Origin of the sequence: Phyllobacterium sp. (assembly GCF_037994405.1) — a bacterium.
Lineage (GTDB): Bacteria > Pseudomonadota > Alphaproteobacteria > Rhizobiales > Rhizobiaceae > Phyllobacterium.
The window spans coordinates 17690-30651 of record NZ_JBBNAN010000383.1; the positions used below are offsets into that span (position 1 = coordinate 17690).

A 12962-nucleotide genomic window follows, 5' to 3' on the forward strand; every position below is an offset into this window, starting at 1 on the left:
GACAGACATGGCGTCAGGACAAGCGAACGACCTCAAGCAGCAGGTGTTGGCATTGAAAGCACATTGGAAAAGCGGCGCTCCGAAGAATATGCGCGCGACCTTCGCCGATGATCCAAAACGCTTCTCCCGCTATTCGCTCCAGCTCGATGATCTTCTCCTCGATTGGTCGAAATGCCTTGTGAATGACCAAACTCTGTCGCGGCTCACCGAATTGGCGAAAGTTGCCGGGGTTGAAGAGCGTCGCGATGCAATGTTTGCCGGCAAACCAATCAACAATACGGAAGGCCGCGCTGTGCTGCACATCGCGCTGCGCAATCGTTCCGGCAAACCGATCAAGGTCGACGGCGAAGATGTCATGCCGGGCGTCAAGGACGTGCTTGACCGCATGGCGGCCTTCTCGAATGGCCTGCGCTCGGGCGCAATCAAAGGCTCGAAGAACAAGCCGATTACCGATGTGGTGAATATCGGCATTGGCGGCTCCGACCTTGGCCCGGCGATGGCCACCTTGGCGCTGTCGCCGTATCATGACGGACCGAAGCTGCATTTCGTCTCTAACATCGACGGCGCGCATATTGCCGATACGCTCGCCGGTCTCGATCCGGCGACGACATTGATCATCATCGCCTCGAAGACCTTCACCACCATCGAGACCATGACCAATGCCAAGACGGCGCGCAAATGGATCGCCGATGCGCTTGGCGAAAAGGCCGTCGGCCAGCATTTCGCCGCTGTCTCCACGGCACTCGACAAGGTCGACGCATTTGGCATACCCGCTGACCGGATCTTCGGATTCTGGGACTGGGTCGGCGGCCGCTATTCGATCTGGTCCGCTATCGGCCTGCCGTTGATGATCGCCATTGGCCCTGAGGATTTCGGCCGGTTCCTCGACGGCGCCCATGCGATGGATGAGCATTTCCGCAAGGCGGCCCCGCACAAGAACCTGCCCATGATGCTCGGCCTTGTCGGCTACTGGCACCGCGCCATTTCAGGTTACACCAGCCGCGCCGTTATCCCTTACGATCAGCGCCTCGCGCGTCTGCCCGCCTACCTGCAGCAGCTTGACATGGAATCCAATGGCAAGGGCGTCACGGTCGACGGCAAGCCGGTATCGGGCCCGACTGGCCCGGTTGTCTGGGGCGAGCCCGGCACCAATGGCCAGCACGCTTTCTTCCAGCTCCTGCACCAGGGTACGGACACGATCCCCGTGGAGTTCATCGTCGCGGCGAAGGGCCACGAGCCGCACCTCGACAACCAGCACGAAATGCTGCTCGCCAACTGCCTCGCCCAATCCGAAGCCCTGATGAAGGGCCGCACGCTGGAGGAAGCCAAGGCACAGCTTGCGGCAAAGAACCTGCCGAAATCGGAAGTGAACCGGATCGCGCCGCATCGCGTCTTCACCGGCAACCGGCCATCGATCACCATCGTCCATGACAAGCTCGACCCCTATGCCCTCGGCCGTCTGATCGCGCTTTACGAACACCGGGTGTTCGTCGAAGCACAGCTTTTCGGCATCAACGCCTTTGATCAGTGGGGCGTCGAACTCGGCAAGGAATTGGCGACGGAACTGCTGCCGGTCGTTTCGGGCGAGGTCAAGCCGAAGGGTAAGGACGCTTCCACGCAAGGCCTTGTCGCGCACTTGCGCAAGCGCCGGGACAAACAAGCCTAAGAAGAGACTGTTGGAAAATTCACCCTGATTCCCATCAGGGTGAAGTTAGGGAAGAGACGCAATGAAGACGGAAACAATCAAGCTTGCCGGTGATGTACCGGGCAACAAGATCGAACTGCGCGTCCTGCGCTTCGAAGGCAAGCACGAAAAAGCCTCAACAGCCTATCTGCAATCCTCCTTGCATGGTTCAGAATTGCCCGGACAGGCGGCGCTGCATTTCCTCATTCCCATGCTGGAAAAGGCCGAGAATGAAGGCCGTGTCGCGGGCAATATCACCGTTGTCCCGCAAGCCAATCCGGTTGGCTCCGCACAGTGGCTGTCGCATCAGCATCTTGGCCGCTTCGAGTTTTTCTCGAACGTCAATTTCAACCGCTCGTTTCCGTTGCTCGAAACCTTCGACACGTCCGGGCTTGCAGCCATCGATGCGCCGAAATCGCTGGCCGAGCGGCTGAAAGCGCAGCTCCTGCGCTTGGCCCTGCCGCATGAAATCGTGCTTGATCTCCACTGCGATGATGAGAGCGAGAGCTATCTCTACATCCACCAGGCGTTCCTGCCGGAAATGTACGATCTTGCCTCGGCCTTGGGCTCGAGCGCCATCCTTTCGTGGGATAGCACCGCGGATGCTGCCTTCGAGGAAGCCTGCGCACATCCCGTATTGCAACTGTCGCAGGCACAGCGAAAGACCCACGCCGTAACGACGGTCGAATTCCGCGGCCTGAACGATGTCGATATCGAAACCGGCAAGGCCGATGCGGGAGGCCTTTACCGTTTCCTCGTTCATCGTGGTGTGATCATTGATAACAGCGTCGATTTGAAGGTCGATTTCAATGGTCCCGTCACCCCGCTCGAGAATGTCGAGATGATCCGCGCGCCGCAGGGCGGCATGATCTTCTTCCATGTCGATATTGGCGCCGAGGTGGAGGCTGGTGCAAAGCTTGTCACGGTCGTGACCATCCCGGGCGATCCGAGCGGCGACATCACCTTGACCGCGCCGCAAGCCGGAAGGATTCTCACGCGCCGCAGCCATCGCTATACAAGGCGCGGCGATGACCTCATGAAACTGTTGGGCACCAAGCGTTCCGACAACGCCAGGCCAGGCTCACTGGAGGCCTGATGGAAACCTCCCGCTCCCCGCATATCCGCGGCATCCTGTTCGACAAGGATGGCACGCTGGTCGATTTCAACCGCACCTGGTTCGGCATCACCATGGAACTGGCGCACAAGGCTGCCGATGGCGACGAGGCGCGAGCGCGAGCGCTTGTCGAAGCGGGCGGCTATGACTGGGAAATGGAAAAATTCCGCGGTGGCTCTGTGGTCGCTGCCGGAACCATTCATGACATTGTCGATCTCTGGCATCCGGAACTGACGCTGGAAGAAAAGCGTGCGCTTATCCGTGACTATGATGACTATGCCGTGCGCGAAGGGTCGCGCCGTGCCGTCGGCATCGAGGGTCTGCACGTAACGCTGGAAGCGCTGGCTGCGCAGGGCTTTGTCCTTGGCATCGCCACCAATGATTCCGAAGCGGGTGCGCGGGCAACGGCCGAGGCGCTCGGCCTGTCGGCATTGTTCACGGTCATTATCGGCTATGATTCCGTGGCGCGCGCCAAGCCGCATGCAGACCAGCTCCATCTCTTTGCTGCCAAGACCGGTCTTGCACCAGAGACCATTGCCATGGTTGGCGACAATGCCCATGATTTGGAGATGGCCCATGCGGCCGGCGCTGGCCTTGCCATCGGCGTCCTTTCCGGCAACAGCACGCTGGACGATCTTGGACCCCTTAGCGACGCCATCCTCGGCTCCATCGCGGAGCTGCCGCAATTTCTGGCACACCGCGCAAGTTCCCCATCTGCCTGAATTGCGAACGTTCCATTGCTACGATGACAAGGATTTGGGTGCGTGAGGCCAATCAGGGTGCTATCAATTCTCTATCAACAGAGTTTTGCAGCGAGGGCCGCATGGACAGTCAGGGTTTTGCCGTTGGAATAACCGATGTCGAGGCAGCTGCAACGCGGCTTGAAGGCCAGCTTGTACGCACCCGCCTGATCGAATCCGAAGCATTGAACGCGAGGTATGACGCGCGCATCCTGTTCAAGCCGGAATGCCAACAACGTACCGGCTCGTTCAAGTTCCGCGGTGCCTATAACCGCATCAGCCAGTTCACCCCGGCCGAGCGCGAGCGTGGCATCGTTGCGTTTTCTTCAGGCAACCATGCACAAGGTGTTGCGAGTTCCGCCAGGCTTTTTGGCATCAAGGCCGTCATCATCATGCCGAGCGATGCACCGCAGACCAAGATCGCCAATACGCGGTCCTACGGCGCGGAGGTCGTCCTCTACGACCGCTACAACCAAAGCCGCGAGGCCGTTGCGATTCCCTATATTGAAGAGCGCGGCATGATCCTGGTGCCGCCCTATGACGACCCGTCCATCATGGCGGGGCAGGGCACGATCGGTCTGGAACTCATCGCCGAAGCGAAGGAACGCGGACTGACGCTCGACGAGGTCTTCGTGCCGACCGGTGGCGGCGGTCTTATCAGTGGGATTTCCGTTGCCGTGAAGGCAGGTTCGCCGCAAACACGCATCTGGGGCGTCGAGCCGGAAAACTTCGATGATCTGCGCCGCTCGCTGATCGCGGGCGAACGCGTAAGCAACGAGGCCGGACATCGCTCGATTTGCGACGCGATCCTGACGCCGCAGCCGGGTGTTTTGACGTTCCCGATCAACAAGCACAACCTTGCGGGTGGGATTGCCGTTTCGGACAGTGCGGTCAGGGCAGCCATGCGCGATGCCGCCAACTATCTCAAATTGATTGTCGAGCCCGGCGGTTGTGTGGCGCTGGCAGCTTTGGCAGCTGGCGAGGTGGAGCTAAAGGGCAAGACTGTCGCCGTCGTCCTGTCCGGCGGCAATGTCGATCTCGATATCTATGGCGGGCTGATCGCGGCGGCTTAATGCGTCGTGGAGAAGCAGCATTAGACCTTCGTCGCAGCGGTGAAAACTCGGGAATTTGTCATCATACTGTTACGCTGGCGTCATAGCGGGTGGGTACGGTTGAAGCCCGTTCTCCCAGCCAGACAGCCAGAGGTAAGCGCCATGAACGAACGATCTCATCCATTCCGCACCAGCCTGCTCGAGGAAAATGAAGGACCGGGTCATAACCCGACCGAGAACGCCACCATGGGCGAGATCATCGCTGCGCGCTTTTCGCGTCGCGGCTTCCTGAAAGGCTCGCTCGCCGTCTCCGCCATTGCCGCAACGGTCAGCCCGATGGCGCTGATGCTTGCCGATGATGCGCGCGCCGAGAGCAAGTCGGCGTTCATTTTTGAGGAAGTTGAAGCCGGTATCGATGACAAGCACCATGTCGCCGCTGGTTACGATGCGGACATACTGCTCCGTTGGGGTGACGGCCTTTTTCCGGATTCCCCGGAGTTCGATCCTGTGAACCAGACGCCGCAAGCCCAGGCAAGGCAGTTCGGCTACAACAATGACTATGTCGGTTATATCCCGATAGACGGTTCCTCCGAGCATGGGATTCTGGTTGTCAATCATGAATACACCAACGAACATCTGATGTTTCCTGGTATCGTCAAGGTTGTCGAGGGCAAGATCGAGGTTGCGCCGGCCGACCAGAAGCGCGTCGACATCGAAATGGCCGCCCATGGCGGCACAATCGTCGAGATCAAGAAGGTCGATGGCAAATGGCAGGTCGTCAAGGATGGCAAGCTCAATCGTCGCATCACCGCCAACACGGAAATCCAGCTCACTGGCCCTGTCGCAGGTCATGACCGTGTCAAGACCAAAGCCGATCCGTCCGGGACGAAGGTTTTCGGCACGATCAACAATTGCTCCGGCGGCGTCACTCCCTGGGGCACTTACATAACGTGCGAAGAAAATTTCAATGGCTATTTCACTGGTGAACTCCCGGCCGACAGCAAGGAAGCTGCCAATTACAAGCGTCTCGGCATTCCGGAGGCCACCTATGAATGGGGCAAGTTCCACGATCGTTTCGATCTGTCCAAGGAGCCGAATGAGGCCAATCGTTTCGGCTGGGTCGTCGAGATCGATGTAAACGATCCGCTGTCCGTGCCGAAGAAGCGCACGACGATGGGACGTTTCAAGCATGAAGGTGCCGCATCGATTGTCTCCAAGGATGGGCGTGCGGTCTTCTACCTCGGCGATGACTCGCGCTTCGACTATGTCTACAAATTCGTCACGGCCGGAAAATTCAACCCGGACAACCGCGCCGCCAATGTGGACCTGCTCGATGACGGCACGTTGTACGTCGCCAAGTTCGATGTGGATGGTACCATTGACTGGCTCCCCATCGTCCATGGGACCGGTCCGCTTAGCGCGGAAAACGGTTTCAACAGCCAGGCCGATGTCCTGATCGAGACACGCCGCGCCGGCGATCTTTTGGGCGCTACCAAGATGGACCGTCCGGAGGACATCGAGGCCAATGGCGTCAATGGCAAGGTTTATGTCATGCTCACCAACAACACCAAGCGCAAGGACGATCAGGTCGACGCCGCCAATCCGCGCGCCAAGAACGCCTTTGGCCATATCATAGAGATTGCCGAGGATGGCGGTGACTTTGCTGCCACCAAGGGCAAATGGGAAATCCTGCTAAAATGCGGCGATCCATCCGTCGCCGATGTCGGCGCCTCATTCTCCACCGACACCACCAAGAATGGCTGGTTCGGCATGCCGGATAATTGTTCGGTCGATGCGGATGGGCGCCTGTGGGTGGCCACCGATGGCAATTCACCGAAGGAAACCGGCCGCACGGACGGTATCTGGGCGGTGGACACCGAGGGTGGTGCCCGCGCCACGTCGAAACTGTTCTTCCGCGTACCGGTGGGCGCCGAGATGTGCGGTCCGCTGATGCTGCCTGATATGGCAACCATGATGGTTGCCGTCCAGCATCCGGGGGACGGCGGCGAGGATTGGGAAGGCTTTGGCCGTCCGTCCTATTACGAAGACCTTTCGACGCGCTGGCCGGACTTCAAGGACAATATGCCCGTGCGCCCGTCAGTCCTAGCCATCACGAAGAACGGCGGCGGCAAGATCGCGGTTTGATTTGAAAAGTCCGGCTTTAGGCATGTTGGTCTAAAGTCGGGCTTGAAAATCGAGGACGGAAGTACCTTTCAGAATATAGGTAGTACCGAGACTGTTATGACAACTGTCGCGACAAAGGGTCAGGTTACAATCCCCAAACCCATTTCGCGATCTCTTGGGGATCGTTCCGGGAATTGAAGTGGATTTTCAGCGCACCGATGATGGACAGGTAGTGCTTGTTCACATCGATGAAAAGCGACCAGAAAGCCCTTTCGAAAAGTGGAGGGGGTTCCTCACTGATGGTATTAGCACTGATGACATTATGGCAATGACACGCGGCGAAGATTGATTTGCTGCTCATAGACACCAACGTCCAACTCGGCCTGACCACGAACAATAGAAAATGGTCACATTGGTCTTTAGCGAAATTGAAAGAGGTATCCACGCTCGGCCCGCTTTTAATCAACGATGTCGTCCACGCAGAACTTTCTGTGGGCTTCGGGCGGATTGAAGATCTGGATCGATTCCTCGACGATACACGGGTCGATATTGCACCAACGCCACGTCCGGCCCTGCTTCAAACTGCCAAGACCATTCGGCAGTACCGTAAGAACGGCGGTAACAAAACGGGTGTCGTGACGGACTTCTTTGTCGGTGCCCATGCAGTTGTCGAGAATCTGCCGCTCCTCACGCGCGGTCCTCGACGCTATCGTACCTATTTCCCAATGCTGATGTTGATCACTCCTGAGTAACGCCAACGGCTTGCCGCTTTTCACGCGGATGCGGCTCGACCTGCATCATCTCGCCGAAGGGCGAGGCACCAAAACCCCAGGCCCATTTGTACCCGGCAAGCTCGTCATCCGGAGTTGTCTGCAGATCGTAATGGGACAAGAGTTTCACACGTTCAGCCAGTTCGCTGGCTTCCTGCCGCAGCAGCTCCGCAGTTTGTCGGCGCATTCGCCGGGAAAAACTGATGAAATGCCCGTCATCCTTGCGATGGGCGATGCACCAGCTGACAAAATTGCGGTTCATCTTGATGAATGTTTCGTGCAGCGGCCCGTCGAAATCCCATTGCACGGGCGTGTCGATCAAAAGGCGGCAATTCATCCCTCGGCCAAGCTCGACGACGCCAAGTTTCTCGAGATCGCGCAGGTAGAGGAACATGCTGGCTTCGCTCAAGGCGTATATCTGCATGATGCTTGCGGGCGTGAATTTTTCAATGAGCAAAATGAGCACGAAAAACATTGAATCATTTTGCGCTAGACGTCTCTGTACATCCAGCGTCACCTTTGTTCCCTGATCGGGCGCGCGATTCATCGAGCCGATGAGATGCTCGATCTCGATACCTGCAGCTTCGCAAATCTCGACGAGGCGGCCGAACTTGCAATCTTTCTCCTGAAAGATGCGCTTGATCGTCGGCTCGGACAATTTCATGCGCCGGGCGAGATCGGCATAGGTAATGTTCTTGGCCTTCAATCCACGTTTCAAGGTGTCGAACAGCAACTTATTCATCAAATTTGATCCCGTTATTCGTCAAAAAGCATCGAAAAATGATACCATGCGTGAGCAGCCTTTCCAATAAAGTGTGATAATCTAATGCTTTTCTCCGATCGAGCAAGGAGAAAAACGATGCACTCAAGAATCAAGATTTTCACTGCGGCAATTATCACCGCTGGGCTTTTCGGAATTCAGTTGGCTGGGGCCGACCCGTTGAAACAAGCCTGGCAACTGGCCGGATTCAAGACGCCGGAATCGGTTCTCTACGACAAGGCGCATGATCGTCTGATCGTCGGCAACATGAACGGCGCGCCCGACGCTGTCGATGGCAATGGCTACCTGTCGCTGATTGCGCGCGATGGACAATTCATCAAGCCGGATTGGGCCACCGGCTTGGATGCGCCAAAGGGTATGGCCATTTCCGGCGGCAAACTATTCGTGTCCGATATAACAAGATTGCGCGTCATCGATCTTGAAACTGGCAAGATTTTAACGACCTTGGCGCCCGAAAAGGCTGTGTTCTTGAATGATGTCACAGCCGCGGACAATGGTGATGTCTATGTCACCGACATGCTCGCCAACCGCATCTATCGTTATTCCGGCGGCAAGGTTGAACTATGGCTCGAAAGCGTGGACCTGAAGACCCCCAACGGTATCGTTGCCGATGGGCAACGGCTGATCGTCGGATCATGGGGTACAGGCATGCGGGCAGATTTCTCGACCGAACAGCTGGGCGGATTGCTTGGTGTCGACATGGCGACGAAAGCTATCACGCCGTTCCCAAACGCCAGCGGCTTTGCCAATGTCGATGGGATCGTGACCTTTCCCGGCAATATCTATGTGAGCGATTACATGAAGGGAACGCTATTCCATGTGGCCGATGACCAGGCGCCCGAAGCGGTCGCGCGATTCAAGCCGGGCAGTGCGGATATCGGTTCGGATGAAGAAGACACCATATATGTGCCGATGATGAACGAGGGCGAGGTGCATGCCCTGAAGCTTGCGCCCCGGAGCTGAGCAATCTTCAGGCGCCAGGCGAGTGAGGCCAATCAAAAGCCGGCTCGCTCAACCGCCGCACATGATCGCGCACATCCGCCGGCCAGCCTTCCGTCAAGTCGGTGAATTGCTGGACATTGCCGGCATAGAGCGCCCGCGCTGCCTCTTCGTAGTGCGGCTGGTTTCCCGCCATCGCCAGCATGAAACGGTCCGCCGCTTCCTGCGCCTTGCGCTTTTTCTCGCGCCCGCCATTTGCGTTACGTGCTGTATCGACCAGCTTGCGTAACGTAACGGAAGCGCCGCCCGGCTGACTGTTCAGCCATTCCCAGTGCCGCGGCAGCAGTGTTACCTCACGCGCCGTAACGCCGAGCTTCGGCCGGCCGGGCTTGCGCGGCTCGCCATCGGTAAGCCTTGCAACAATCTCCGCATCGCTGCCGCGCAGGTCGAATTCGACGTGCCTGCCCGTGGCGTCGTCGAAAATCAGGATCGGCTGCTGCGTCTCCCCCGCCCGCTTCAGTGTCAACGCCACGTCGGCCCTCGTTCCGCTGGCAATCTTCCGCATGCCCTGAAAAGCCGTGCATGTGTTTTCCGTCGTTTCCATCGCCGCTCCTACCTGTTTGATGACTGCCTTTTACCCGGGTAAAATTCCATCGTCAATACACCCGGGTAAAATTATTCGCGCCTGGCGCCAACGCCGCTCACGCCCGCCCTTCCAAATCGGCCCGAAATGCTCTATGTGGCGCGCATGAGCACTCCACTAGATCACATCCGTAATTTCTCCATCGTCGCCCATATCGACCATGGCAAATCCACCCTTGCCGACCGCCTGATCCAATCGACCGGCGGGCTGGAGCAGCGCGACATGAAGGAGCAGGTGCTCGACTCGATGGATATCGAGCGCGAGCGCGGCATCACCATCAAGGCGCAGACCGTCCGGCTGAACTACCGCGCCAAGAACGGCGAGGACTATGTCCTCAACCTGATCGACACGCCCGGCCATGTCGACTTCGCCTATGAAGTGTCGCGCTCGCTTTCCGCCTGCGAAGGCTCGCTGCTCGTCGTCGATGCCAGCCAGGGCGTCGAGGCGCAGACGCTGGCCAATGTCTACCAGGCCATCGACAACAATCACGAGATCGTCGTGGTGCTCAACAAGGTCGATCTTCCCGCCGCCGAGCCGGAGCGTATCCGCGAGCAGGTCGAGGAAGTCATCGGCATCGATGCGAGCCAGGCCGTGCTGATCTCCGCCAAGACCGGCCTCGGCATCCCGGATGTGCTGGAAGCCATCGTCAACCAGCTGCCGCCGCCGCGAGAAGGCGATCGCAACAAGCCGCTGAAGGCCATGCTGGTCGATAGCTGGTACGATGCCTATCTCGGCGTCATCGTCCTCGTGCGCATCATCGATGGCGTGCTCAAGAAGGGCCAGACCATCCGCATGATGGGCACCGACGCGAAATATCCGGTCGAGCGCACCGGCGTGTTCACGCCGAAGATGCTCGCCGTCGACGAGCTCGGCCCCGGCGAATTCGGCTTCATCACCGCCTCGATCAAGGAAGTGGCCGACACCCGCGTCGGCGATACCATCACCGAAGACAAGCGCCCGACCGCCGAAATCCTGCCCGGCTTCAAGCCGGCGCAGCCCGTGGTGTTCTGCGGCCTCTTCCCTGTCGATGCGGCGGATTTCGAGGATTTGCGCGCCGCCATGGGCCGCCTGCGCCTCAACGACGCCTCGTTCTCGTTCGAAATGGAAAGCTCCGCCGCGCTCGGCTTCGGCTTCCGCTGCGGCTTCCTGGGGCTGCTGCATCTCGAGATCATCCAGGAGCGGCTGGAGCGCGAGTTCAACCTCGATCTTATCGCCACCGCCCCGAGCGTCGTCTACAAGCTCAACATGACCGACGGCACCCAGCGCGAGCTGCACAACCCCGCCGACATGCCGGAGGTGATGAAGGTCGCCTCCATCGAGGAGCCGTGGATCCGCGCGACGATCCTCACCCCCGATGATTATCTCGGCTCGATCCTGAAGCTCTGCCAGGATCGCCGCGGCATCCAGATCGATCTGAACTATGTCGGCAAACGCGCCATGGTCACCTATGACCTGCCGCTCAACGAAGTGGTGTTCGATTTCTACGACCGGCTGAAGTCCATCTCCAAGGGCTATGCCTCCTTCGACTACCACCTCTCCGACTATCGCGAGGGCAACCTCGTCAAGATGTCGGTGCTGGTCAATGGCGAGCCGGTGGACGCATTGTCGATGATGGTGCACCGCGCCGCCGCCGAAAAGCGCGGCCGCGACCTTTGCGAAAAGCTCAAGGATCTGATCCCCAAGCACATGTTCAAGATCCCGATCCAGGCGGCCATCGGCGGCACGGTGATCGCGCGCGAAACCATCTCGGCCCTGCGCAAGGACGTGACGGCGAAGTGCTATGGCGGCGACGTCTCGCGCAAGCGCAAGCTTCTGGAAAAGCAAAAGGAAGGCAAGAAGCGCATGCGGCAGTTCGGCAAGGTCGAAATCCCGCAGGAAGCCTTCATCCAGGCGCTGAAGATGAGTGACAGTTGAGGACCTTTTTGGCCCTCAATCTACAGGTCCTGTAAAATCCAGATGCGCCTGGCTCATTACATCCTGACAGTTGGCCTGATCCTGTGCAGCGCGGCGCTCGCTGGCTGCACCACAACCGCGCCGCGCACCCCGCCCCCAGCTACACCCGTCGCGCAGGGCGACCAGCCCGAGCCGCCGACGCCTGGCATCAAGCCACTGACCGTGGAACAGGAAGAGCAGGTTGGTGGGTAGCTTTGCTGTTGGTGACCGTACTAAGGTCACATGATATCGAAGAATAAACCTGAATTTGGCAGCGACGATTAGAAGAGCTGTATCAATCGCCCAGATTGCCATAAAGGCTCTGCCTATGCAAAGCGCGGAGCCTGGACTGATCTGCTCAGTTTCTCAGTGATCGAAAAAGCCATATAATCAATATGTTAACTAAAAAGCACATTCGTCAGTGATGCTCTTGAACTACTGATTTTTGAGCGTCTCCAAAACCTCAATGAAGAAAATCCGAGATTCACATTTCTTGGATCCTTTGACAAAGACGCCCCTCTAAACAAAGAGGGTAGGGTTAAACTCGAACCACCGCAAACAATGACCGGACATACAACTCAGAAAAATTTCGATTTTATCCTCAATGGCTTTGACTTTGGTTCAATTGGCATTGAGTGCAAGAACTATCGTGAATGGTTATATCCTAATAGTTTTTTGATAAAAGAGACAATTCGAAAGGCATTGGAAACCAATACATTTCCATTGTTAGTTGCAAGGCGATTTCATTATACAACGCTCACCAATATCTTTCCCAGCACGCTGGTATAATTGCTCATTAAACCTACAGTCAATACTATTAAGAAAATTCATCAGACGTTGTTGATAAAGTAAAACAGAAACAATCACTCGGATTCTCTGATGTCAGGCTATCAAAAAACATTGATGAAAAAACAATCAAATTATTCAATAACGACTTACATATTGTCACCGACTATATGGCCGAGCAATTCTACGATAATAGCGCTATATTGAAGCGATATCCGATGAAATAAATCAAGCACAAATATATAATGGGATTGGAAGTCCTGCAGCGGGAAAATGGATCGAGAAAGAGGCTGACGAGCCGATACCATTCTAGTTCTGGTCTAGTAAGCGAAACATCTGGATTAATCCCAGCCAACATACCAGCCATGCGGATATTGCACTGCACAATACCCACACC

The 12962-nt window shown here is 57.3% G+C and carries 11 protein-coding genes and 1 pseudogene; 10 read left to right on the forward strand and 2 right to left on the reverse strand.

The window, feature by feature from the left end:
* Nucleotides 1-7 precede the first annotated feature (7 nt).
* The 7 genes and pseudogenes from pgi to AAAC48_RS21390 all read left to right on the forward strand — a co-directional run bounded on the left by pgi (nt 8) and on the right by AAAC48_RS21390 (nt 7466).
* A complete protein-coding gene (gene pgi, locus AAAC48_RS21360) occupies nt 8-1666 on the forward strand; it encodes a glucose-6-phosphate isomerase (protein WP_340656116.1) in 1659 nt (552 codons plus the stop codon).
* A 61-nt stretch (nt 1667-1727) separates the two neighbouring features.
* Entirely contained in the window at nt 1728-2780 is a 1053-nt protein-coding gene (locus AAAC48_RS21365; protein WP_340656117.1) for a succinylglutamate desuccinylase/aspartoacylase family protein, read from the forward strand.
* Nucleotides 2780-3520, forward strand: coding sequence for an HAD family hydrolase (locus AAAC48_RS21370; protein WP_340656118.1), 741 nt, complete (start codon nt 2780-2782; stop codon nt 3518-3520). Before AAAC48_RS21365 ends, AAAC48_RS21370 begins: the two co-directional genes overlap by 1 nt.
* 101 nt (nt 3521-3621) lie before the next feature.
* Nucleotides 3622-4611: a threonine/serine dehydratase gene (locus AAAC48_RS21375; protein ID WP_340656119.1), complete on the forward strand. Its 990-nt coding sequence runs from the start codon at nt 3622-3624 to the stop codon at nt 4609-4611.
* Between the two features lie 141 nt (nt 4612-4752).
* Nucleotides 4753-6735, forward strand: a complete 1983-nt coding sequence (locus tag AAAC48_RS21380) for a PhoX family phosphatase (RefSeq protein WP_340656120.1) — start codon at nt 4753-4755, stop codon at nt 6733-6735.
* A gap of 96 nt (nt 6736-6831) precedes the next feature.
* Nucleotides 6832-7063: pseudogene (locus AAAC48_RS21385) on the forward strand (AbrB/MazE/SpoVT family DNA-binding domain-containing protein).
* Nucleotide 7064: 1 nt separating this feature from the next.
* On the forward strand, nt 7065-7466 hold the full coding sequence (locus tag AAAC48_RS21390; RefSeq protein WP_340656121.1) for a PIN domain-containing protein: 402 nt from the start codon (nt 7065-7067) through the stop codon (nt 7464-7466).
* On the opposite strand, the gene AAAC48_RS21395 is transcribed toward AAAC48_RS21390, so the two are convergent.
* Nucleotides 7453-8226, reverse strand: coding sequence for a helix-turn-helix transcriptional regulator (locus AAAC48_RS21395; protein ID WP_340656122.1), 774 nt, complete (start codon nt 8224-8226; stop codon nt 7453-7455). The two genes, AAAC48_RS21390 and AAAC48_RS21395, sit on opposite strands and share 14 nt — an antisense overlap.
* Before the next feature lie 117 nt (nt 8227-8343).
* Here AAAC48_RS21395 and AAAC48_RS21400 point away from each other — a divergent pair, with 117 nt between their 5' ends.
* Nucleotides 8344-9228, forward strand: a complete 885-nt coding sequence (locus tag AAAC48_RS21400; RefSeq protein ID WP_340656123.1) for an ATP/GTP-binding protein — start codon at nt 8344-8346, stop codon at nt 9226-9228.
* A 7-nt stretch (nt 9229-9235) separates the two neighbouring features.
* Here the strand turns inward: AAAC48_RS21400 and AAAC48_RS21405 are convergent, their stop codons facing one another.
* Nucleotides 9236-9808 (reverse strand): DUF2239 family protein, encoded by a 573-nt coding sequence (locus tag AAAC48_RS21405; RefSeq protein WP_340656124.1) that lies wholly within the window; start codon nt 9806-9808, stop codon nt 9236-9238.
* Nucleotides 9809-9952: 144 nt separating this feature from the next.
* Between AAAC48_RS21405 and lepA the strand changes: the two genes are divergently transcribed.
* Both lepA and AAAC48_RS21415 read left to right on the forward strand, forming a co-directional pair.
* Nucleotides 9953-11761 (forward strand): translation elongation factor 4, encoded by a 1809-nt coding sequence (gene lepA, locus AAAC48_RS21410; protein WP_340656125.1) that lies wholly within the window; start codon nt 9953-9955, stop codon nt 11759-11761.
* Nucleotides 11762-11803: 42 nt separating this feature from the next.
* A complete protein-coding gene (locus AAAC48_RS21415) occupies nt 11804-11992 on the forward strand; it encodes a hypothetical protein (protein WP_340656126.1) in 189 nt (62 codons plus the stop codon).
* Nucleotides 11993-12962: the final 970 nt, after the last annotated feature.